This is a genomic window from Psychrobacillus sp. FSL K6-4615 (assembly GCF_038008225.1).
Classification (GTDB): domain Bacteria; phylum Bacillota; class Bacilli; order Bacillales_A; family Planococcaceae; genus Psychrobacillus; species Psychrobacillus psychrotolerans.
Genome location: NZ_JBBOYQ010000001.1, coordinates 1,019,288 through 1,042,693, shown reverse-complemented (window position 1 = coordinate 1,042,693; position 23,406 = coordinate 1,019,288). Strand labels below are relative to the sequence as shown.

The following is a 23,406-nucleotide window of genomic DNA, read 5'->3' as shown; positions in this document are numbered from 1 at the left end:
TAAGAGATGAAGAGGAGGTGAATTTAATGGGTTGTGGAAAAATAGGTGATGTTACTGACGAGCATCGTTCTAGAAACTGTGTTTGTGATGTTGTCCGCGCAATTAAAGACATTCAAGATCAAGCAACAAACGACGAATGCCCTCAATGTCCTACAAATTGTTTCCTAGAACCACTTGGTGGTCTTGTTAGCCCTGCTAGTAGACGTCAAGCAGACACACGTGTATTTATGTTATTAACGAAAGATGGAGATCCTTTTAAAGCATTCTTCCGTGATAATGATAGATTTGATTGTGATTGTATTTCTGTTTTCTTCCGTGTAGAAGATATCTTTGACGGGTGCTGTGCAACATTAAGAGTTTTAGAGCCACTTGACAGAGAGCGTAAAGAAGTTGATTTATTAAACGATTGTGGTACAAAAATCGATTTAAGAAAACTTTGTAAAGTTCGAAACTTCAGATCTACTGGTAGCTGTGTTACTGTAGACTTAGAGTGTTTCTGTGCAATTGAATGTATCGCCGATGTATTTTTAGATGTATGTGACTGATCGTTTCATCTGTAGTGTCTATTCCGTTCGGGGCGAACCCGAGCGGTTTTTTAGTGATTTTTTTTGAAACACCTGTCCTTTAAAAATCGGTTGACGCTCTTAGCCTTTGTACTCCACCTGTAACTTAAATCAGTAATATATTTTCTTTATGCTTTCTTTAAACACAAAAAAGCTATCCTACAATAGGATAGCCTAAGTTCACTTCAATATACTTCCACGCCACATAATCTTTTCGATCTCTTCTAATGGAACAGTCATCAATTCTTCTTTTCCAACTTGTAAAGTAACTTGACTATCTTCAACCCTCTCTACTTCACCTGGCACAGTTACTCCACCTTTTAGATGAAATATTAACGGTTGATATACTTTACGTTGAAATGGTTTTGCTAAAAATTTTAATTTATCTATAATTGCTAGTGTCTTCGTCGAATAACTTTTCTGTATTTCATAAATCGATGTACTTTCATCTAGTAATTCGTATGGAATTACAGCTCGTTCATTTGGTGGCAGATGAAAAACTGGAGGACCTTTTATAAAGAGCAAAGGATCATTAAATGAGTTCATTAGCACATCCTTTTTACTTTACTTTATGCAATTTTTAAAAATATGATACAAACTACAATGATGAAATAAATAAAGTGGCCAATCCAAGGTAAATTAAAATACTCACGACATCATTTATTGTTGTGATAAATGGTCCCGATGCGACTGCGGGATCTATTTTCATTCGATGCATCAATAAAGGAATAAAAGAACCTCCCAAAGTAGCAACAAAAATCGAACCAAAAATCGATGAACCAACCAAAATACCAATTAGTAAATCATGTTTCCAAAAAAATACTACTCCGACCACAAGCAAACCACAAATGAGACCGGTAATCAGTCCAGTGCCAGCTTCCCTAAAAAGTAATTTCGTCTTACTTTCTTCTTCTATATCTCCTGTTGCAATACCACGAACTGCGACGGCTAGGGCTTGTGTCCCACTATTACCAGCCATACCAGCGATTAGGGGAATGAATACAGCAAGAAGTGCAACTTTATCTAGTGTTTGTTCAAAAATACTCATTAGATTAGCAGTGAGCATTCCTAGGAATAACAAAATAATAAGCCAAGGCAGTCTTTTTCTAGCAGCTTGTAATGGTCCTTTATCAAAGGTGTCCATATTGGATACACCAGCAAGTTTTGAGTAATCATCTGATGCTTCTTCGTCTAATACATCTAAAATATCATCGACCGTTACAATTCCTAGTAAATGATTTTTAAAATCTACTACTGGAACAGCTAGGAAATCATAGTCTTTGATCATTCTTGCTACTTCTTCTTGATCAACACTTACTAAAACACTTACTACGCGGTCATTCATAATATCCTTTATCAATGTATCTTCATCTGCAATGATTAAATCACGTAGTGAAATAACACCGGATAGTTTATGATCATCGTCCACCACAAATAAATAATAAATGGTTTCTGCTTCAGGTGCAGCGCTACGCAAAATAGTCATTGCTGAGCGACATGTTGAATTTTCTGGAATGACTACATATTCTGTTGTCATGATGGAACCAGCTGTATATTCCTCATAATGCAAGAGGTCCTTAATTTCTTTTGCAGATTCCTTATCCATAATGTTTAAATAACTAGCAACCTTATCTTTACCTAACTCATTTAGAACATCTACTGCATTATCTGTAAACATAAAGGAAAGCATATCTGCAGCATATGTAATATCCATTTCCTGCATAAACAAATCATATTGCTCGCCATCAAATTTTGTCGCTTCAAATAGTTCAGCTATTTCTTTAGGAGAAAGGTAATGATAAATTTTCATACGTACATCTGGCTCCACCTTTTCAAAAAATATGGACTGATCATACGGATGTAGTTGCATAAATTCTTCTCTAAACTCTTCCATTGACTCATTCAATAAAAATTCAATTAAGATAGATTCCTCTAAGGGCTCTTGGGTGATTTCATCTTTCACACTTTCTCCTCCTCTCTGCATTTTGCTTATTTATTGTATGAAGTAAGCACTAAATAAGCAATGTTAATATTCCCTAGGAAATAATTTTATAAAAAATTTAGGTAATCTTTTAACTAAATCAACAATATGAAACACACAAAATAACTTAATATTATAACCTATAATTCGTATTCGTTTAATGAACTTCGCTGATTGGAGCGTAAGGCTGCGATTACCATGTTAAAAACGCCCTGTGGACGAAGTGACAGGGAATGAAGTGTCCGTCTGGATTAGATACCGATGAGGTTGGTTTGGCTACCACTAACTTTTTATAAATACGAACTCAGTTACTAAAAATATGAAATCCCACCATTCTTCCTGTCACTTAGGAATAATTAGTGGGAATCAGCGCTTTCATATCTTCTGGAAATGGAGCAATTAAGTGCATACGCTCTTTTGTAAATGGGTGTATCAATTTTAGTTCTTTCGCATGAAGTGCTTGCCTACTTATGATTTGGAGTTCACCACCATATAGATCATCTCCGATTAATGGATGATCAATAGACATCATATGTACTCGAATCTGATGTGTACGACCAGTATGTAAATATAATCGTACATGCGAAAGTTTTTTTCCGTCGATTTCAAAACGAGATAATACGTGAACAGTTGTTTTAGCCTGTTTACCATTGTCATCGATAATACGTTCAATAATACTACCATTTTTTCTACCAATAGGAGCATCAATAACTAATTCATCTTGTTCAATATGACCGTGAACGAAAGCCTCATAAGCACGTGAAATTTGGCCTAATTTTTGCATTTCACTTAATAAATGATGTGCGTGACGATGCTTAGCCACACAAATGATACCAGAAGTGTCCTTATCAAGCCTAGTTACAATATGTACTGTAGAAGATAGTCCACTTTTCTCCAAATATCCAGCTATATAATTGGCCATTGTTCCGGTGGGATGTTCGCGAGATGGAATTGTGCTTATGCCGGCAACTTTTGTAAGAATGAGAAGATGGTCATCCTCCATCAAAATTGGAAAGTCGACTTGCTGAGGTATTAATCCCAAACTCTTTTTCTCAGGTGGAAATGTAATTTTGACCGAATCCCCTATATCTAACTTATGGCGTACGGTCTTCTCCACTCCATTAACCGTAATTTGCCCACCTTCGTATTTAATACTAGTCAATGCTTTTTTCGAAATACCGTATTGCCGAATTGCATCCCGAAGTAATTGTTGCGACTCATTTACTCGAAATTCTAAATGGATTAAATCTTCTTTCATATTTCTAAATCACTATCGATAAAGGAAGAATGTACTCTATGCCAAAAAGGAAATGATCTAAACCGAGCGAAACGAACTTTTTCATCTGCCACTCGATACTTAATAGATTGAACATCTTTGTGTAATAACTGAAGATGGTCTACAGTAACCATGAAATCCGGTCCTTTCACAGGCTTGAGTAAACATGAGTGATGTTTCGGTAAGACCAATGATGAACCAACTGTTCGGAAGACCCTGTTATTAATAGATGCAATTTCCGCAAGTTGAATAGCTTCTAACGAAGGATGCACAATGGCCCCTCCAAGTGCTTTGTTATATGCCGTACTCCCAGATGGAGTAGACATACATAAACCATCTCCTCTGAATCGCTCAAAATGGTCTCCGTTCAGTTCCACATCCATTACTAATGTAACATCAGGTGATTTTACAGTAGACTCATTTAATGCTAAATAGACCGAACTGTCTTCCCCATGTTTATAATTGATTGTTACCTCAAGTAAAGGATATTCTATTACTTCAAATTCTTTTTTCGCGATGCTAATAACTAGTTTTTCAATCTCTTCTGGTTTCCAGTCCGCATAAAATCCGAGATGCCCTGTATGAAGTCCGACAAAAGCAACAGAAGGGGTTAAATGTTTGTACTTATGAAATGCATGTAATAATGTGCCGTCCCCACCAATGGATAAGACGATATCCGGGTTTTCTTCATCAATAACGAGTCCAAAATCTACTAAATACGTTTTGGCACTTTCCATTAATTCATTCGATAAATCATCATTTCGGGACAATATAAAAAATTTCATAATTCATGTTCCCTCTCTTTCGTTTTTGGATTCCAGGAGATTTGGATGAGAAAGTTCCTTATTTTCACTAAAGTATTTCTGCGCTTCTTGAATTTCTCCACGGATTAAAGACATTTCTTCATCTAATCGAAATGCTGCTTCTGCCGCATATTGAAGTCTTTTTTTAATTTCTTCTGGAAAGATCCCTTTATATTTGTAATTCAATGAATGCTCGATAGATGCCCAAAAATTCATCGCTAATGTACGTATTTGAATTTCAGCGAGAATATTTATCTCCCCGTGAATTGTTTGAACTGGATATTCAATAATCATATGATAGGATCTATACCCACTTTGTTTCTTGTGGGAAATATAATCGCGCTCTTCTACTATTCTTATGTCATTTCTAGCGCGCAACAGAACTACGACCGTTTCTATATCATCTACAAATTGACACATCATCCGTAAGCCAGCAATATCTGGTATTTCTTGCGCTAACGTATCAGAAGGCTCAAATAAGATTCCTTTTTCAAGTGATTTATCATATATACTTGCCAACGGTTTGACACGACCAGTTACAAATTCGATAGGTGAATTTGTATTATCTCTTTCAAACTGCGCGCGCATTCCTTTTAGTTTTACTTTTAACTCTGACACAGCTTGCTTGTATGGCTCCAAAAAGCGATCCCATTGCCCCATAAGCTTGTCCTCCACTTCCAATGACCTTAGTTCTATGGTTGTAAAATTTCACTAAATGCTTCTTCCACTGCTCTGGAGAAATCTGCACCGTAATTGTCATTACCTTCTATATTGAAAATTAGCATGTTCAGTTCCTCTTTAAAGCCCTGTAAGATCAATTCTTTGTCACCGATTTGCAACGATGGATCTTTTTCAGCTTTTAAGGTGTTTACAAGTAATGGCCAAACTTCTTGACCAAACTTTAAGTAATGATATCCTATTTCATCTTCTAAGAGATAAATAAAAGCCATAGAGTCTGAATCAGTAATCATTTGACCCGCTGCTTTTAGTTGAGGATTATTAGGTAATACTTCTAGCGTAAAGCGTATATCATTTTCTAATTGAACACCACTAAGCACATTATAAGTAATAGGCAAAATAAATCGTTCCTTTCTGTCTATGCTTCCACTATTTTAACATATTGAATCTCTTTGAAAAGCGCATATAATAGAAATAATAGGAAAGGTCGTGTAATATGCAATCCGAAAAAGAAATAGAGTTTAAAAATTTATTAACAAAACAAGAATTTGAATGCTTTGTATCCTTTTTTCAAATAGGTCAAAAGGACTTTCACACCCAAACAAATTATTACTTTGATACACAGAATAACTTTTTTAAGGATAATCGGATGGGTTTTCGCTTGCGCGTATTAAAAAATAAAAATGAACTTACTCTTAAACGACCGATAGAAGAACATGTGATGGAAGAAAATACAGTAGAAGTGTCTGATTTTGAAAGGGATGCTATTATCAATCAATCCACTTTCCCTTCTATTCCCTTTCTACAGCAATTCAATCTTGCCACTCCTTTACTCTGTATTGGAAGCTTACAAACAAATCGTGTCGAAATGTCCTATAAAAACGGGAATCTTTTTTTAGATCACTCCATTTATAGTCAAACAGAGGATTATGAGGTAGAATATGAGAGTAGTGATGTAAAATATGGAAAAAAAGTGTTTCTTGAATTGTTGGAAGCACATAGTATTCCAATTCGACCCACTGATAAGAAAATTGCTCGCCTAGTGAAATATAACAATATGTTGAAAGGTTGATCCCTTTGGATATTCAATCCTTAAAAGTTTTAATGGAAATAAATGCAATGCAAACTTTAGGTAGTGTGCAAAGCTCTCAAAATGACTCATCCAATCCTTCCTTATTTTCTGATATGTTAGGACAAGTTTTACAAGCTAGTACAGGGAGTCAGACAAATGAAGATATTTCTTCATTATTATATAGTGGAAAATCCCCTATATTTGTTCCATCTAGTGTAAACTCTGCACAGAGTAATTTAGCGGATTTAATCTCTTCTTATTCAACCCCTACTACAAATGGGACAGACTATGATGAAATTATTAAACGAGCTGCAGAAAAGTACAATGTTCCAGAAAAACTGATTTCTTCTATTATTAAACAAGAGTCTAACTTTAACCCCTCTGCTACTAGTTCTGCTGGTGCTTCCGGATTGATGCAATTAATGCCAGGTACAGCTAAGTATTTAGGAGTTACTAATTCATTAGATCCTGAACAAAATATAATGGGTGGGGCAAAATATATAAGTCAAATGCTTACTAAATTTGATGGCAATATTGAAACGGCGCTTGCTGCATACAATGCAGGACCAGGAGCAGTAAAAAAATACGATGGTATTCCACCATATAAAGAAACACAAAATTACGTACAAAAAGTGATGAATAACTTCCATGCATAACCGAAACATTAACAACCTATTAATATTAGTAGGTTGTTTTTTTATGCCACTCCCTTTGGTGAGGGAATAAGATAAAATAATATATTTGTCCTATTAAAAGGGATTAAAAGGCTTATTTTCATTAGATTTTTCGTTAGTTGTCTACACTAAAATTCGACTACCGTTTACTATGAGATAATCTAATTGTTTGAGATATTTAGGTTTCGTTGATAGAATGAATATAGTGCTAGAGCAAAGGGGTAAAGAAAATGACACAACAACCTATACTTCCTTACGATGAAATCGGAGCAGAAAAATTACATCTGCTCGTGGATACGTTTTACGGCAATGTAGCAAAGCATCCACTGCTTATACCGATTTTCCCTAATGATTTATCGGAAACAGCAAGAAAACAAAAACAATTTTTAACGCAATATTTAGGTGGACCTAATTTATATACAGAAGAACACGGACATCCGATGATGAAAATGCGACATAATCCATTCCCGATCACTCCTGAAAGAGCACAAGCATGGCTTTCCTGTATGAGAGATGCGATGGATACAATAGGATTAGAAGGGAAGTCTCGGGATACATTTTATCGCCGCTTAGAACTTACAGCCAACCACATGGTCAATCAAACGAGTCATGAGGAGGAGAAAACGTGACAAGAATACAAATTCCGTCTGATACGTGCACATCCCCAGTAGTAAACAAGCCGCTTGAAATGTATGTTTTTTTGGACCCACTTTGTCCAACTTGTTGGGATATGCAACCTACCCTACGGAAATTGCAAGTAGAGTATGGCCAGTACTTTACTGTACGCACTGTATTAAGTACTAAACTGAATAAGTTAAATACAGTTTGTAACTTTCCCAATGCCGATTTGAGTAATGATCCATTCAGTATTTCTAAAATAGAACATTCAGTTTTCCCTTCAATTGCTGTAAAAGCAGCTGAATTTCAAGGGAAAAAAGCTGCTTTACGGTTTTTCATAAAAATACAAGAATATTTGTTTTTGAAGACTAAAAATGTTACATCCTTTTCTGTTTTACAGGAAATAGCAGAAGAAGTTAAACTCGATGTTGATGAATTTACACGAGACTTTATTTCCAATGAATGTGCTAGGTCCTTCCAAAGCGACTTATCCATTACTTGTGAAATGGAAGTCGACTCTTTTCCAAGTATTGTATTCTTTAATGAAAATATCGAAGATGAAGGCTTAAAAGTTTCCGGAAATTATCCTTACGAGATATATGTACAAATTCTACAAGAAATGTTAAATAAAGAGCCTGAAATACAAGACCCTCCGTTGCTTGAAAAGCTTTTTGATCGATTCCATTCTTTAACTACAAGTGAGATTGCAAGCTATTATAATATTTCTAATCAATTAGCAGAACGTGAGCTTAAAAAACTTCTATTATTGCAAAAGGTTGAAAGACTACTCTTACCAAATACCGTATTATGGCGGTTAAAATAAATAAACAACGGCCTATCTTTTATAAGATAGGCCGTTGTTTATTGTCATAAATACAGAAAACACCCATTCCTCCTACCGAGGAAAGGGTGTTTTCATTTACAAAGGGGATGGGAGAAATGTTCACGTTCAAACAAAGGGGTGTATGTTATCTTGTGATTTATTTCACACTCTTACTTTACCACGCCATATTATATAATACAATATATTAGCTTATCTTTTCACAAATTCGTCATACATCATAGGACGTCTTACCTCTATCCCAAACATATTATCAGTGCACTAGTTACTGAGAACGATAAAGCTGACACTAGATTAAACCTATTTTCCGTTCGTGAATTACACTGGACGACTTATTCGTATGATTGCCGAGTTTATTTTTAGATGTTTCATCGTATTTTACATCACTACGACCAGCATCTCTTTTTCAGGTAATTTGGTGCTTACGGTATATTTTCTTAAAAAAAGCTTGGCATTAAGCCAAGCCTTGTTGTTATTCTCCTAAAAGTAGTTGTTCTAATTCATTTAATTTTTCTTCAAATACGCGACACGCTTCTTCAATAGGAGCAGCAGTGTTCATGTCTACGCCAGCTTTTTTCAATACTTCGATTGGATAATCCGAACAACCTGCTTTTAGGAACTCGTTAATATAACGGTCTACAGCCGGCTTACCTTCCGTCAGAATTTGGTTACTTAAAGCAGTTGCAGCGCTTAAACCAGTCGCATATTGGTATACATAGTAGTTGTAATAGAAATGAGGAATTCTAGCCCATTCCAATCCTATTTGTTCGTCAATTACAATTTCATCTCCAAAGTACTTTTGATTTAACTTATAATATTCTTCTGTTAGTTTATCTGCCGTTAAGGCTTCACCATCTTGATCCAATTGGTGAATAATATGTTCAAACTCCGCAAACATAGTTTGACGGAAAACAGTTCCACGGAACCCTTCTAACCAGTGATTTAATAAGTAAATACGTTTCTTTGGATCATCAATCGTTTTTAGTAGATAATCATTCAATAATGCTTCGTTACATGTAGAAGCTACTTCTGCCACGAATATAGAATAATCTCCGTAAACATAAGGCTGATTAGCTCTAGTATAATAACTATGAATACTATGGCCAAATTCATGTGCAAGCGTAAAAAGGTTGTTAACGTTGTTTTGCCAGTTCATCAGTATATATGGGTTCGTACCATAAGTTCCTGAAGAATAAGCGCCAGATCGTTTACCTTTCGTTTCTACTACATCAACCCAACGATTTTCAAGTCCTTGCTTGACAATAGACACGTACTCTTCCCCTAGAGGTTCAAAGCTCTTAAGCATCGCATCACTCGCCTCTTCATATGTGTACTCCATATCCAATTCTTTCACTAATGGGGTGTATAAATCCCACATATGAACTTCCTCTAATCCTAATACTTTTTTTCTTAGAGCTACATATCGATGAAGTAAGTGAACATTTTTATTGACTGTATTGACTAAGTTGTCATATACACTCTCGGGAATATGATTGTTAGACATAGCAGCTTCACGTGCCGATTTATAGTTACGAATTTTAGCGTTAACATTGTCTCCTTTAATATTCCCTGTAAGGGTTGAAGCAAATGTGTTTCGGAATTTTCCATACGTATCATACATCGCCTTAAAAGCATCTTCACGTACACGCGGATCTTCACTTTCTAAGAAACGTGAGTATCTGCCATGGGTTAGTTGGACATCATTGCCATCTTCATCTTTGATAAATGGAAATTCTAAATCTGCATTATTTAGTTTACCAAAGGTATCAGCTGATGCACCTGCAACTTCCGAAAACTGTGCCAATAATGCTTCCTGTTCTTTTGGAAGTATATGAGGACGCTCTTTATTAATCTCTTCAAGTAATTGTTTATAAACTTGTAAATCCTTGTTTTTAGCTAAATAACTAGCAATTACAGTCTCATCGACGGAAAGTATTTCTGGCACTAAAAACGATAGCACAGTAGACACTTTCACATACAATGATTTTATACGGCTATCCATCGCCTGATATGTGCTATTTGCAGTATCTTGGTCCGTTCTCATATGTGCGAATGTATATAGTTTACGCAATCTTGAAGTAATTTCATCACGGTAAGTCAACACTTCTAACAGAGCGTCAGCACCATTACTGATTGTTCCCTGATAAGAAGATGCCTTCTCTGACAATTTCGCTACCTCTAGATATTCTTTTTCCCATTCATCATTTGAAGCAAAAATATCTTCTAATTTCCAAGTTAAATTTTCTGCTACTTCATCACGAGTCAATATTTTATTTTTTGTATCTGTAGTCAAACTAAACTCCCCCTCCTACTGTTTCGAATTTCGAATCACCTTCTATTTTCTCAATATTCAAATCAATTTGCAAGGAATTCACTGTATAACAATTGTTTCATTAAATAATAATTCATTTTACTATTATATATTGCATCTTCAGTAGAAATTAGACAGCGTTGAAGTGTATTAAGATAGTTTTCTACTGCTTTTATATGTTCTGCGGAAGGCTGGGATGATATATTTCTATCTAATAGAAAAGTTTCACAATGTTGATAGTCCGCTTGTGGAATGGATAGACCTAGTTGATGTAAATAATCTATAAACTGAATTTGCCATTCAACCGCATGGGTAGGAAAAATAACAGCTAGTTTAGTTGGAATACCTATAAAAAAAGGTACTTTCTTGGGATGCATTCGCCATCTATAGCATATTTGGAGGAACAAGGATTGGACTCCTTTTCTATTAAAAAAGTATAGATTGTCTAAATGCTTGGAGCGGTGGTGCTTGTATAAGCATAAGTATTTTTGAAACTCTTCCCATGAATTCTTTTTTAGTATGGCAAAGGGCCAGGACTGCTCTTCCAAGGATAGCTTCTTAACTTTAACAATATAATTATTAGCCTTTACATGCATTGGATTTGAAATATAATGAAAATACTTTGTTCGAGGGCAATAGGTGAGTATTGCTTTTCCATTTGGGGTCGTATAAAAGAACTGTTGCCGGAAGGAGGATAGCTTCATAGTGCCTATTTCATGGATTGGAAAGTCGGAACTTCTCGGTGTCCGCAAGATCCATAGAGGAATAATTTGCTTAGTTATATAGCCATTTGTACGCTCCTGAATTGTGGTAACGGGGATTTGACTACACTGGAATTCTATTGCAAATTTGGATACATTGCTTTGAACATATAGGTCGGGTCTTTGATGAAGAAAAGGTAGGTAAGCTTCTAATTCTACGGATGATGAATGTTTCTGCAAAAACTCATATAAATCCAATTTACCATTTAAATGGTCTTCGCTTTCTCCTTCTGAAAAAGCCTGATTGCAGGAAATATTCCGAGTATGAGCAAAATGTGGGATTTTTATTGGTCCATTTTTCAAAATAACTTGTTCGCTACATTGAGCGCAGGAGAAGGTATTGCTCGTTTTTAAAACATTTAAAAAGGTTCGAGGATGTTGTGCAGGTATGATTATTTCTCCATCTCTTGTTACAGCTGATAATATTGGTATCACCTCCAAATACCAATATACAAATTTTCAGAAAATAATGCAACTACTTTAAACAAAAGTATAAGCGCATATCCAGAAAGATTCTATAAAGAAGCAATCAAAAAAACCTTCTATAAATAGAAGGTTTTAAAAATGTTTATTTAATTCGTCTAGAACTCCACTGGAAATTATTTCTTTCCCATACTCTTGAATTATATGAATGGTTGTCTTTGAATTATTTGCAAACTCTGAAACAACACTTAATGTATTAAGTACCAATTCAAATTCGGTTTCATCAAAATCAAAAACGATATGCAAATAATACTTCTCTTCATAAAAATACAAAGAAGTCTGTAAATCTGCCTCATCTAATTTTTTTGCTAGACCAATTACATCCTCAAAGCTTTCAAAAACAAATGTATAATCCGTTGGAATTTCATCTAATTCATCCATATAACTTGAAAAATCATCAAACTCATGTGGACCGATAGAACTTGATACCCCATTTTTAAATATTTTACTAGATATATCATCAGCATCTGAATTATTCCCTAAACGCTCATCTTGTTTTGTTAATTCCGTTCTTGTAACAATCACTTCCAAACCTTTTTCCATCGCATGAACTTGAATCCATAAAGGACCATCTAATTCTTCAAAATGATCATCATCATGAACCTCATCCATCATTTCCCAAAAAAGCTGCTCGCTCTTATCCTTATTGAACCAGATTTCATCTCGGCTGAAGCCTCTTTCTTCAATGTCGATGTATGAAATGTATACTTTGAAAGTGTTATCATTGATACGCTCGATATCCATTTAACACATCTCCTTTCGCTTCTTACCGTCTCAAATGTGTAGTGTCTATTACTATTGTATGTCGTTTATAAAAAAAAGAAAAGGATTCCTACTTAACTTTTAAAATTATTAATCAAACTACATGCATTGTAGAAAAATTTAGCCTTGAATGCAAGTGGAAGAAAAAAAGAAAAGCCAATTATTTTTCAAAAAAGTACTTTGAAAAACAATTAGCTTAATATTACACTAGTTAACTAGACGTTGTGCTTCAAGTAATTGATAAGCACGTACTTTTCTAGGTAAGAATCTACGAATTTCATCTTCATTGTAACCAACTTGTAGACGCTTTTCATCTAAAATAATTGGTCGACGTAGCAAGCCAGGATGTTCTTGAATTAGTTCGTAAAGACGTTGTAACGGGAGACTTTCTAAATCAACATTCAGCTTTTGAAATATTTTAGATCGTGTTGATATAATTTCATCTGTTCCGTCTTCTGTCATACGAAGGATTTCTTTTATTTCACTTATACTAAGTGGTTCTGAAAAAATATTACGTTCTTTATATGCAATCTCATGCTCTTCTAACCACGCTTTTGCTTTTCTACAAGAAGTACAACTTGGTGAAGTGAATAAAGTTACCATCATTTTAAAAAACACGTCCCTTCAAATGTCTGTGTTATATAAAGTAGATTATAATTAATTTAATGTAGTTATATACTTTCTTTAGTATACACCACTTTTAATTTTTTTAAAATACGTTTTAATGAAAAATTTAACTAGGAAAAATTACTGTCACAATTTCGTGTTACTTATTAGGTAATCCGTATATAGAATGAATCATTTTTAATTATATACTAATTATTACCCACCATTTCAAGAACTTAAACATCTCCAACATAAAATACTATTTTCTCAATTAGTGATACTTAATGAAAATAACTGTTATACTTAATAGTACGTTTTAAATGCAAAAAGGTTTCAAAAAAACAAAAAAGTAGAATGATAATATCATTCTACTTTCTTGTTATTCTATGCTTAAGGAGTATAATCTACGCCTTTAGTATACTTATTGCCTGCATTCCATAATAAATATTCTTTAATCCCAGCTTCGCTTAATGCCCTAATCTGGGCCTCTACTTCCTCTTTACCATATTGTTGATAATTACCCGCCCCTAAATACGAAGCAGTAAAATCTTGTAGCCATGGACGTGATACAGGGGGCGTTTCTAGCTCTGCCAGTTTAGCATTTTCAACCTTTGCATATTCTTGTACTAACCTATATGGCTCTAAATCTGGTTTTGCAATTCCAAAGTAAGAAGTCCAATGACTTGGGTAAATCATAGAAGAAATAACGTCCACATTTTCAGATATTTTACTGAAATTTTGACCGATTCCTGGAGCCTCTGGTAATGTAGCTGAATATCCAAAAATATCAACCGATAGTTGAGCGCCATATGGTTTTAGTTTTTCTTTTGCATAAGCTACAAAATCTGTAACTGCCGAAACCCTACGTTGAACAAAATCTAGGTCTGACTTTTCATATTCACCCATTGAGTATTTTAACGTGTTTTCTCTCTTCTCAAAACCTTCTGGAAAACGAACATAGTCAAATTGAATTTCCTTAAAGCCCATTTTAGCTGCCTCAATTGCTATTTCCACATTATAATCCCATACCTCTTTCATAAAAGGATTAACAAATGCTTCCCCACGTCCATTTTTCCAGACTGATGTACCATCTACAAATGACCATTCAGGCTTTCTCTCCGCAAGCTCTGTATCTTTAAAGATAACGATACGCGCTATCGGATAAATCTTCTTTTCTTCCATGGTTTTCAACATTTTTTGCGGATCTTTTATGTACGGTTTCCCAATATCGTATTTTGTTAATGCTGAATCTTCTTTTGGGATGTATGTAAGGTTTCCAAAATCATCTTTAATATCAACAACCATTGCATTTAAATCGGTTGTGTCCATTAAATTCACTAAATCATTAAAACGTACTCCACCTGCAGAATGTCCTGTTACATATACACCTCTTACCGCATCTGGATATTCAAATGTCAAACCAGAATCATATGTGAATAATTTAGATGAAGATACAAGAGTTTCGTCTATTGCTTGAAAGCTAAATTCTTTAGAAGAAAATTCTTTTGAAAATAAATTTGTTTCTGCACTAACAGCACCAGGTATAAATACTGTCATTGCTATCGATGCCGAAGCTATTACTCTTAGATACTTTTTCATATTTTAAAAATCCCTCTCCTATAAGTCACTCTATTCTAACAAGTTCAAACTATGAAAGAAAGTGCCATTAGACCAAAAATAAATAGAGTGCGAGAATTTCATATTTACCTTACATGTATACCCATTAAAATACGATTAAATCAATTTATGATATAAAAGGCACTTTGGACAGAATATTGGCTTTATTAATTAGTCAGCTAATACTTGAAGAGGTGAACCACATCGTTTGTCCACTAAAATACTTTCCGCTGACGTTTTCTCGGCCCTATAGAAGGCACCACATTACACTCCAGTCAATCAAGTAAGTAATACTTCAATGAAACGTTTATCGCTTAGGTGTGAGTATTTTCATATCATTTACTTGGAATCCAGTCAGTACCTTATATACTTTCTTTCAAAAAAAGCGACCATTCGTATGAATGGTCGCTGATTTATTATACTTGTGAACCTGAAATAGCTTGTAAAGTGGCAAGCTCTTTTGTTGAACAATATACAAAATGTCCAGGCGTTACTTCGCGCATTGCTATCTCTTCCCCATCTTGATAATTATGAGAAGCAGGATCGTATGATTTACGCACACGAGTACGCTCATAATTTGGATCCGGAAGTGGTATAGCTGACAATAGTGACTGTGTATATGGATGCATTGGATTTTTATATAAATCCTCTGCAGAAGCTAGTTCTACTAACTTACCAAAATACATAACACCGATTCGATCCGAAATATACTTAACCATTGATAAATCATGGGCGATAAACAAATACGTTAAGCCTTTTTCTTCTTGTAATTCTTTTAGTAAGTTAACTACTTGTGCTTGAATAGAAACGTCTAATGCCGAGATTGGCTCATCGGCAATGATGAATTCTGGGTTAACAGCTAGTGCTCTCGCAATACCTAGACGTTGTCTTTGTCCACCAGAAAACTCATGTGCATAACGGTCAGCGTGCTCACGGTTCAACCCTACAGTTTCTAATAATTCCACAACACGTTCTTTACGTTCTTTTGGATTTTTAACAAGTCCATGAATGTCTAAACCTTCCGCAATAATATCAAGTACTTTCATACGCGGATTTAGCGAAGCATAAGGATCTTGGAAGATCATTTGCATTTTACGGTTAAATGATTTTAAATCTTTTTTCGACTTTTTATCATGAACGTTAATTCCATCATAAATTACTTGTCCATCTGTTGCTTCGTAAAGGCGTATAATTGTTCGACCTGTTGTGGATTTACCACAGCCAGATTCCCCTACTAGTCCAAGTGTTTCCCCTTTATATATATCGAAACTGATATCGTCTACCGCACGAACTTCATTAGGCTTACCTTGATTGAAATACTGCTTAAGATTTTTAATTTCTAGTAATTTTTCAGCCATTAGTAAGTCCCTCCTTCCGTTCCTTCATAATAGCGGCTACCTGGGAACTTTTTCATACGTTCTACAATTGCTAGTGGAGGCTCAACTTGTGGAGCATCCGGATGTAACAACCATGTAGCAGCTGAGTGCGTATCACTTACTTTAAAAAATGGTGGTGCTTCTTCTAAGTCTATTTTCAAAGCATAATCACTACGTAGTGCAAATGCATCACCTTTAGGTGGATACAATAAATCAGGAGGTGTTCCTGGAATTGCATATAATTTTTCATCGGCACTATCTAATGAAGGCATTGAACTTAGTAAGCCCCATGTATAAGGGTGTTGAGGGTTATAGAATATTTCATCTACGGTCCCAATCTCAACTATTTTACCACCATACATAACGGCTACTCTATCCGCAACATTTGCCACGACCCCAAGATCATGTGTAATGAAGATGATAGATGTATCTATTTTCTTTTGAAGGTCTTTCATTAACTCTAAAATTTGTGCTTGAATCGTTACATCTAATGCAGTAGTTGGCTCATCCGCAATAAGAATCTGTGGATTACATGCTAGCGCAATAGCAATAACAATACGTTGACGTTGACCACCAGAGAATTGGTGAGGATATTGCTTAATACGTGCTTCAGGTTTCGGCATACCAACTAAACGCAATAAGTCTATTGCTACTTTACGTGCTTCCGATTTCCCAACTTTTTGGTGTTTTAAAATCGGCTCCATAATCTGGTTACCAATTGTCATTGTAGGATTCAAAGAAGTCATTGGATCTTGGAAAATCATTGAAATATCTTTTCCTCGAATCTTTTGCATCTCTTTATCCGATAGCTTAGTTAAATCTTTTCCGTTAAATAATATTTGACCACTTTTAAATTCTGAACTAGATTCAGGTAACAAACGCATAATTGCTTTTGTTGTAACTGATTTACCAGAGCCAGACTCTCCTACAATTGCCAGTGTTTCCCCTTTTTTTAAGTCGAAGTTAACGCCACGAATGGCCTTTACTTCACCAGCAAATGTATGGAAGGAAAGCTCTAGGTTTTTAACTTCTAATATCTTTTCCATATTCGCTTTCCTCCTTTAGTCTTTCATCTTCGGATCAAATGCATCACGCAAACCATCACCAAGTAAATTAAATGCAATCATTAATAGACTTAAGATAAGAGACGGATACAATAAAATATGCGGTTGGAACTGAATTAACTTATAACCATCATTAATAAGTGTACCTAAAGACGCGTTAGGTGCTTGAAGTCCTAATCCTATGAAACTTAAGAAAGCTTCAAAGAAAATCGCACTCGGAATAGTAAACATAGTATTAATAATGATAATACCCATGATATTAGGTAAAATGTGCTTAGTAATAATTCGACCATTAGTTGCGCCTAGTGTTCTTGATGCCAGAACAAATTCTTGGTTTTTGAATTTCAGTACTTGACCACGAACAATTCGGGACATACCGATCCACCCTGTTAAGGTGATTGCGATAATGATCGCAGTTATGCCTGGTTCCATAAATAGAAGCATTAGTATAACGACAACTAACGTCGGAATTCCATATAAGATTTCCACGATTCGTTGTAATATATCATCGACACGACCACCGTAGTAACCAGAAATCCCTCCATATGCTACACCAATAACCATATCAATTAAAGCAGCAGCAAAAGCAATTAATAAGGAGATTTGCGTACCTTCCCAAACACGTGAGAACATATCGCGGCCTAGGCCATCTGTACCGAACCAATAATACGTATCAACTTTTTTCATTTCGTATAAATCTACTTCTTTACCAGCTAAGTTACCAACTCCATCGAATATACCAAGGTTTTCAAGTCCTGGAACTTTCGGTGGTAGATTTGCATGTTTCAATGTTTGAGTTTCAGCATCATGTGGACTAACCACCGGTCCGACAAACGCCATGATGATGATAAAAGCCAATATAAACATACTAACGATAGCTGCTTTGTTTTTGCGGATACGCAACCAAGCATCTTGCCAGAAACTTAAACTTGGTTTCGAAATTCTTTCCGCATGACTACTATCTAATTGAACTCTTTCAAACGACTCAGCAGGTAATTTTTTTGTTTCTTGACTCATTAATTATTACCTCCTGACAAACGAATACGAGGGTCAATGATTCCGTAAAGAATATCAACTACGAATATTACGACTATTAAGAACGCAGAGAAGAACAGTGTTGTACCCATAATGATTGAGAAGTCATTTGATAAAATTGCTTTTACAAATTGTTCTCCGATTCCAGGAATCGCAAAAATTTGTTCAATTACAAGTGATCCAGTTAGTAATCCTGCAGCTAGAGGACCTAATACTGTTACAAGTGGGATTAATGCATTACGGAAAGCATGTTTAAATGCAACTTCAAATCCACTTGCTCCTTTAGATTTAGCTAAAGTGATGTAATCTGAACTTAATACTTCAATCATCTCTGTTCGGATAAAACGAGAAGCTGTTGCAAGTGGTCCCATTGCTAGTGCAAGAGATGGAAGCACACTCGACATCCAACCGTCTTTCCATAAGGCAACAGGGAATAGTCCCCATTTAACACCAAACCAATATTGGAGGAATGTTGCAAAAACGAAAGATGGAATTGAAATACCAATGATAGCTATTAACGTACTACCATAATCCCATATTGTATTTTGTCTTAAGGCTGCAATCATTCCTAAAAGTATACCGAGTACTACACCAAGGACTAACCCTTGGGTTCCGAGTAATACTGAAGGTCCCAGACGATTAATAATCAATTCTGTTACACTTGCGTTTTTAAATTGGAACGAGTTTCCTAAATCACCTTGGACCAAATTTAACATATACTTTGCATACTGTACCGGGACTGGTTTATCTAACCCATAATTGGCTTCAACTATCGCAAGTTGTGAAGGAGATAGTTTAGGAGCAGAGCTAATCGGGGATCCTGGAAGCGCCTTCATCAAGAAGAATGTAGCCGTTGCAATCAGGAAAAATGTTATAAACATATAAAACACACGACGAATAATGTATTTTGTCATCTTTGCACCTCCTACAAAAAATATTTTAATAGATTAATTACTAAATATATATAAACAGATTAAACTACCTGTTGTCAAAAAGAATAAAAATATAAAATATTTGGTGAATTCTGATTCATTTAAAAAGAGAGTATATGGTCCGCATTAGGAAACCATATACTCTCAAACTATGTGATTTTAAAGATTTACTAAACTATTAGTTTTTACCTTCGATGTAAGCCCATTTGTAGCTATAGTCTCCACCGAATGGGTGGGCAACAATACCTTTAACATATGGTTTTTGAAGGAACATTAATCCACGTTGGTACATTGGTCCGATTCCAAAATCTTCATCAATAAGAAGTTTTTCAGCATCAGCAAGTGCTTGCCAACGAGCTTCTGGATCTAGTGCTAATTCATTTACAGCCGAGTTTACTAATTTGTCATATTCAGGGTTTGCATATGACATTTGGTTGTTACCGCCACCAGTTAACCATAAGTTCATGAATGTGTAAGGATCTTGATAATCAGGTCCCCATCCAGCAATTTGAATATCGTAGTCTTGGTTTGTATCAAGATCTAAACGAACATTAAATGGAACTTCTTTTAATTGTACAGTTAAACCTGGTAAGTTTGTTTCTAATTGATTTTTAAGGTATTCACCAGTTTTCTTCGCAGATTCTGTATCTCCATTTAAGATTTCTAGAGTTAACTCAGAAACACCTAATTCAGATAAACCTGTTTCAAACGCAGCTTTTGCTTCTTCAACATTAAATACAGCCATGTCTCCGTTAACATCACGGAAGTCAGTACCATTTTCGTCGAAAGTGAAGTCTTTTGGTACTAAGTAGTTAGCAGGTACAGAACCATTCGCTAAAACTACATCTACTAAATCTTGTTTGTCAAACGCTTTTGTGATTGCTTCACGAATATTTACGTTAGCAAGTGGAGTTTTTTCTCCAAGACGTTCTTGATTGTATTTGAAATAGAATACAGATGTTTCTGACTCATGGATTAAATCTGGGTCAGCACCGTATTGCATCGCAAAATCACCTGTAAGTGGTGCACGGTCTTTTTGACCTTCTGTATATAAGTTAACGCCAGTACCTGGCTCTTTAACTACATCATAGTTAATTTCTGTTAGTTTCACAGTTTCTTTATCCCAGTACTCTTCGTTTTTAAGAAGTTGCCAAGATAAACCTGTTCCGTCCCAATTAGCAAGTGTAAACGGTCCGTTGTATAAAAGTGATTCAGAGTTTTTCGCGTAGTTTTCACCTTGCGAAGTAACGAATGCTTCACTTTGTGGTAAGAATGTTCCAAATGACATAAGTGATAAGAAGTAAGGAGTTGGTTTATCAAGCGAAACTTCTAAAGTTTTTTCATCTAGCGCTTTAACACCTAACTCAGTGTAATCCATTTTTCCTTCAGAAATCGCAGTAGCGTTTTTGATAACTCCCGCCATCATATATGGACCATATTCAGATGCAGTATCTGGGTTCATAGCACGCTTCCATGAATATTCAAAGTCATTAGCAGTTACTGGAGTACCGTCAGACCATTTAGAATCACGTAATTTGAAAGTATAAACTAATCCATCTTCAGAAACTGTTGGTTCCCCATCAGAGATTGCAGGAACAGCAATATTTTCTTGATTCAAACGGTATAAACCTTCGTTCACGTTGTTAAGTAGGTCAAAACCAACTGCGTCAGTTACTAGAGCTGAGTCCATTGTTGGAATTTCAGCAGTCATGATCAAGTTAAGAACTTGTTCCTCATCTGCTGCTACTTCTGTTTCTTCAGTTGTTGCGTCTTTATCGTCTTTGTCTGTAGTTGTATCATCTTTAGTTTCCTTATCATCGCCACCACAAGCAGCTAGGAATAAAGCAACAACTAACAGTAGGCTTAAAAGCCATACAAGCTTGTTATTCTTCATAAAATTAACCTCCTTAAATATTCAGAAAAATTCATTACAATATTTATTATACATTTTCTTTCTAGCTTGTACAGGCTTTTTTTTTATATTTTTACAATAGTGTAACAATATCATTACATTGTCCTAACAATTGTGAATCTTTGGAAAAGAAATTGCTTATTTTTGGTAATTTAAATAATCAATTTTTTGCATATTTTCAGTGTCTATTTTATAATTTACAAATGATGAGGTGAAATATGAAGAATAGGTTAATTTATTTTTTGGGTAGTCAGGTAATTATTTTTATATTAATGCTATTGGTTTATAAAAATATCCAACTCGTATCATACATAAACATGTCCTTTTTTGTCGGAGGAACAATAACATTTATTGGTTTAATGACTTATGTGGTTTCAGGTGGTTTTTTTGATTTCTTTACTGCAAGTACACGCAAGATATTTACACCGAGATATATGAGAAAAGAAGCAAAACAGATGCGTTTGCCGTCTGAAGTTTTTTCATTTCCCTATAAACCAATAATTGCATTAGGTCTCTCGAGTTTACTTTGTATGAGTATTGCTTTGTTTATCTATTTCAGCTAATTAAGATCCCTTGATTTTTGTGTTTCTTCTATATATAATAATCAAAACTAAATAATTTAGCTTTGAAGAAGAAAAGTACATTTACTGAAGTATGCTAAGAGAGTCTGTGGTCGCTGTGAACAGATCATACGGTAAATGGAATGGGCTTCTGAGCAGTATATGTGAAAGGAAAGTAGCATATACCGTCCCGTTCACGTTACGAAACAAGAGTGGCTAATTATTTTAGCAAGCTGGGTGGTACCACGGATTTAACATCATTCGTCCCTTTTATAGGGATGCGTGATGTTTTTTTTTATTTTTCAATACAAAAGGAGATAGTAAAAATGAAGAAGATCTTTTCAGGCGTACAACCAACAGGAATTATCACATTGGGGAATTACATTGGTGCCTTCCGACAATTCACTGCATTACAACATGATTATGATTGTGTGTTTTGTATTGTAGATCAGCATGCTATTACAATTGCGCAGGACCCGAAAGAACTAAGTGATCATATTCGCTCATTAGCAGCATTATATATTGCTGTCGGCATTGATCCGGAGAAATCCACATTATTTATACAGTCTGAAGTTCCTGCACACACACAAGCTGGCTGGATTATGCAATGTATTTCGTATATCGGTGAATTGGAAAGAATGACTCAATTCAAAGATAAATCTACTGGTAAAGATGCGGTTTCAGCAGCATTGTTAACTTATCCACCATTGATGGCAGCGGATATACTTTTATACCAAACAGATATTGTACCTGTCGGTGATGATCAAACTCAACATGTCGAGTTAACAAGAGACTTAGCTGAAAGATTCAACAAACGATATGGTGAAGTATTGACAGTTCCGCAAATTCAATTACCCAAAAATGGAGCTCGTATTAAATCCTTACAAGACCCACTGAAGAAAATGAGTAAATCAGATTCCAATCTAAAAGCTACGATACGACTTTTGGATAGCCCAAAGGAAATTGAAAAGAAAATTAAAAGCTCTGTTACAGATTCTGAAGGTATCGTTGCTTTCGATCCTGAAAACAAACCCGGAGTTTCTAATCTCTTAACAATTGAATCCGCTTTAACAGACGTATCCATCCCAACACTTGTACAAAAATATGAAGGCAAGGGATATGGAGATTTCAAAGCTTCCGTGGCTGAAGTCATTATTGCGCATTTAACCCCTATTCAACAAAGATATGAGCAGTTGCTCAATTCTACTGAACTGGATGAAATTCTAGACTTAGGAGCAGAGAAAGCCCAGGCTCTTGCAAATGAAACTTTAGTTAAGATGGAAGCTGCAATGGGTCTCGGAAGAAGACGACTAAAGTAATTGCTAGTATAGACACACATAAAAGTATAAAATCCGTCGACACCATCATATACATGAGGACCGATCTCCAGGAGTAGCCTAGCGATAAAAAGTTCAAATAAAGTACTAAATGTGAGCAGCTAATAACTGCTATTCCATAACTGACTAAAAATATTAATAATC

23 protein-coding genes, 1 pseudogene and 1 other annotated feature are annotated in these 23,406 nt (G+C 35.2%); of the genes and pseudogenes, 7 read left to right on the top strand and 17 right to left on the bottom strand.

Annotated features, from left to right (window positions below; all coding sequences use genetic code 11):
- Positions 1-26 precede the first annotated feature (26 nt).
- Entirely contained in the window at positions 27-545 is a 519-nt protein-coding gene (locus MKX53_RS04845) for a CotY/CotZ family spore coat protein (protein ID WP_093535568.1), read from the top strand.
- Between the two features lie 198 nt (positions 546-743).
- On the opposite strand, the gene MKX53_RS04840 is transcribed toward MKX53_RS04845, so the two are convergent.
- From MKX53_RS04840 to MKX53_RS04815, 6 genes are all read right to left on the bottom strand, one after another.
- Entirely contained in the window at positions 744-1,109 is a 366-nt protein-coding gene (locus MKX53_RS04840; RefSeq protein WP_340909561.1) for a hypothetical protein, read from the bottom strand.
- 52 nt (positions 1,110-1,161) lie between these two features.
- Positions 1,162-2,547 (bottom strand): magnesium transporter, encoded by a 1,386-nt coding sequence (gene mgtE, locus MKX53_RS04835; RefSeq protein ID WP_340909558.1) that lies wholly within the window; start codon positions 2,545-2,547, stop codon positions 1,162-1,164.
- Between the two features lie 343 nt (positions 2,548-2,890).
- Positions 2,891-3,802, bottom strand: coding sequence for an RluA family pseudouridine synthase (locus MKX53_RS04830; protein WP_340909556.1), 912 nt, complete (start codon positions 3,800-3,802; stop codon positions 2,891-2,893).
- Positions 3,799-4,605: an NAD kinase gene (locus tag MKX53_RS04825; RefSeq protein ID WP_340761781.1), complete on the bottom strand. Its 807-nt coding sequence runs from the start codon at positions 4,603-4,605 to the stop codon at positions 3,799-3,801. Before MKX53_RS04825 ends, MKX53_RS04830 begins: the two co-directional genes overlap by 4 nt.
- A gap of 3 nt (positions 4,606-4,608) precedes the next feature.
- On the bottom strand, positions 4,609-5,283 hold the full coding sequence (locus MKX53_RS04820) for a GTP pyrophosphokinase (RefSeq protein ID WP_093535578.1): 675 nt from the start codon (positions 5,281-5,283) through the stop codon (positions 4,609-4,611).
- A gap of 32 nt (positions 5,284-5,315) precedes the next feature.
- On the bottom strand, positions 5,316-5,699 hold the full coding sequence (locus tag MKX53_RS04815) for a UPF0738 family protein (protein WP_093535580.1): 384 nt from the start codon (positions 5,697-5,699) through the stop codon (positions 5,316-5,318).
- 98 nt (positions 5,700-5,797) lie between these two features.
- On the opposite strand from MKX53_RS04815, the gene MKX53_RS04810 reads away from it, so the two are divergent.
- The 4 genes from MKX53_RS04810 (at position 5,798) to MKX53_RS04795 (ending at position 8,488) form a co-directional block, all read left to right on the top strand.
- Complete coding sequence (locus MKX53_RS04810; protein ID WP_340909552.1) at positions 5,798-6,373, top strand: CYTH domain-containing protein; 576 nt, start codon at positions 5,798-5,800, stop codon at positions 6,371-6,373.
- 5 nt (positions 6,374-6,378) lie between these two features.
- Positions 6,379-7,029 carry a lytic transglycosylase domain-containing protein gene (locus tag MKX53_RS04805; protein WP_340909548.1) on the top strand — a complete coding sequence of 217 codons (651 nt, stop codon included), beginning with the start codon at positions 6,379-6,381 and terminating at the stop codon, positions 7,027-7,029.
- 248 nt (positions 7,030-7,277) lie between these two features.
- Positions 7,278-7,676 (top strand): globin domain-containing protein, encoded by a 399-nt coding sequence (locus tag MKX53_RS04800; protein WP_340909545.1) that lies wholly within the window; start codon positions 7,278-7,280, stop codon positions 7,674-7,676.
- Complete coding sequence (locus tag MKX53_RS04795) at positions 7,673-8,488, top strand: ClpXP adapter SpxH family protein (RefSeq protein WP_245762631.1); 816 nt, start codon at positions 7,673-7,675, stop codon at positions 8,486-8,488. The genes MKX53_RS04800 and MKX53_RS04795 overlap by 4 nt, the downstream gene beginning before the upstream one ends.
- Before the next feature lie 490 nt (positions 8,489-8,978).
- On the opposite strand, the gene pepF is transcribed toward MKX53_RS04795, so the two are convergent.
- From pepF to MKX53_RS04745, 11 genes and pseudogenes are all read right to left on the bottom strand, one after another.
- Entirely contained in the window at positions 8,979-10,799 is a 1,821-nt protein-coding gene (gene pepF / locus MKX53_RS04790; RefSeq protein WP_340909542.1) for an oligoendopeptidase F, read from the bottom strand.
- A 62-nt stretch (positions 10,800-10,861) separates the two neighbouring features.
- The gene (locus MKX53_RS04785) at positions 10,862-11,224 is read right to left on the bottom strand and encodes a hypothetical protein (RefSeq protein ID WP_340909540.1); all 363 of its coding nucleotides are present in this window, start codon (positions 11,222-11,224) and stop codon (positions 10,862-10,864) included.
- Positions 11,225-11,356: 132 nt separating this feature from the next.
- A pseudogene (locus tag MKX53_RS19675) lies at positions 11,357-12,013 on the bottom strand (competence protein CoiA); the annotation flags it as partial.
- Between the two features lie 123 nt (positions 12,014-12,136).
- A complete protein-coding gene (gene mecA, locus MKX53_RS04780) occupies positions 12,137-12,805 on the bottom strand; it encodes an adaptor protein MecA (protein ID WP_093535589.1) in 669 nt (222 codons plus the stop codon).
- A 225-nt stretch (positions 12,806-13,030) separates the two neighbouring features.
- Positions 13,031-13,426 (bottom strand): transcriptional regulator SpxA, encoded by a 396-nt coding sequence (gene spxA, locus MKX53_RS04775; protein WP_175453953.1) that lies wholly within the window; start codon positions 13,424-13,426, stop codon positions 13,031-13,033.
- Positions 13,427-13,819: 393 nt separating this feature from the next.
- The gene (locus MKX53_RS04770; RefSeq protein WP_340909538.1) at positions 13,820-15,028 is read right to left on the bottom strand and encodes a putative glycoside hydrolase; all 1,209 of its coding nucleotides are present in this window, start codon (positions 15,026-15,028) and stop codon (positions 13,820-13,822) included.
- Positions 15,029-15,462: 434 nt separating this feature from the next.
- The gene (locus MKX53_RS04765) at positions 15,463-16,404 is read right to left on the bottom strand and encodes an ABC transporter ATP-binding protein (protein ID WP_340761775.1); all 942 of its coding nucleotides are present in this window, start codon (positions 16,402-16,404) and stop codon (positions 15,463-15,465) included.
- Positions 16,404-17,468: an ABC transporter ATP-binding protein gene (locus MKX53_RS04760; RefSeq protein ID WP_340909537.1), complete on the bottom strand. Its 1,065-nt coding sequence runs from the start codon at positions 17,466-17,468 to the stop codon at positions 16,404-16,406. Before MKX53_RS04760 ends, MKX53_RS04765 begins: the two co-directional genes overlap by 1 nt.
- Positions 17,469-17,483: 15 nt before the next feature.
- Positions 17,484-18,503 (bottom strand): oligopeptide ABC transporter permease, encoded by a 1,020-nt coding sequence (opp3C, locus tag MKX53_RS04755; RefSeq protein WP_340909535.1) that lies wholly within the window; start codon positions 18,501-18,503, stop codon positions 17,484-17,486.
- A complete protein-coding gene (opp3b, locus tag MKX53_RS04750) occupies positions 18,503-19,435 on the bottom strand; it encodes an oligopeptide ABC transporter permease (RefSeq protein ID WP_340761772.1) in 933 nt (310 codons plus the stop codon). Before opp3b ends, opp3C begins: the two co-directional genes overlap by 1 nt.
- A 196-nt stretch (positions 19,436-19,631) precedes the next feature.
- Entirely contained in the window at positions 19,632-21,347 is a 1,716-nt protein-coding gene (locus MKX53_RS04745) for a peptide ABC transporter substrate-binding protein (protein WP_340909532.1), read from the bottom strand.
- Positions 21,348-21,583: 236 nt separating this feature from the next.
- On the opposite strand from MKX53_RS04745, the gene MKX53_RS04740 reads away from it, so the two are divergent.
- Both MKX53_RS04740 and trpS read left to right on the top strand, forming a co-directional pair.
- On the top strand, positions 21,584-21,928 hold the full coding sequence (locus tag MKX53_RS04740) for a DUF3899 domain-containing protein (RefSeq protein ID WP_340761770.1): 345 nt from the start codon (positions 21,584-21,586) through the stop codon (positions 21,926-21,928).
- Between the two features lie 53 nt (positions 21,929-21,981).
- Positions 21,982-22,197: a binding site (T-box leader), on the top strand.
- Between the two features lie 54 nt (positions 22,198-22,251).
- A complete protein-coding gene (gene trpS / locus MKX53_RS04735; RefSeq protein WP_340761769.1) occupies positions 22,252-23,244 on the top strand; it encodes a tryptophan--tRNA ligase in 993 nt (330 codons plus the stop codon).
- The last annotated feature ends 162 nt before the right edge of the window (positions 23,245-23,406 follow it).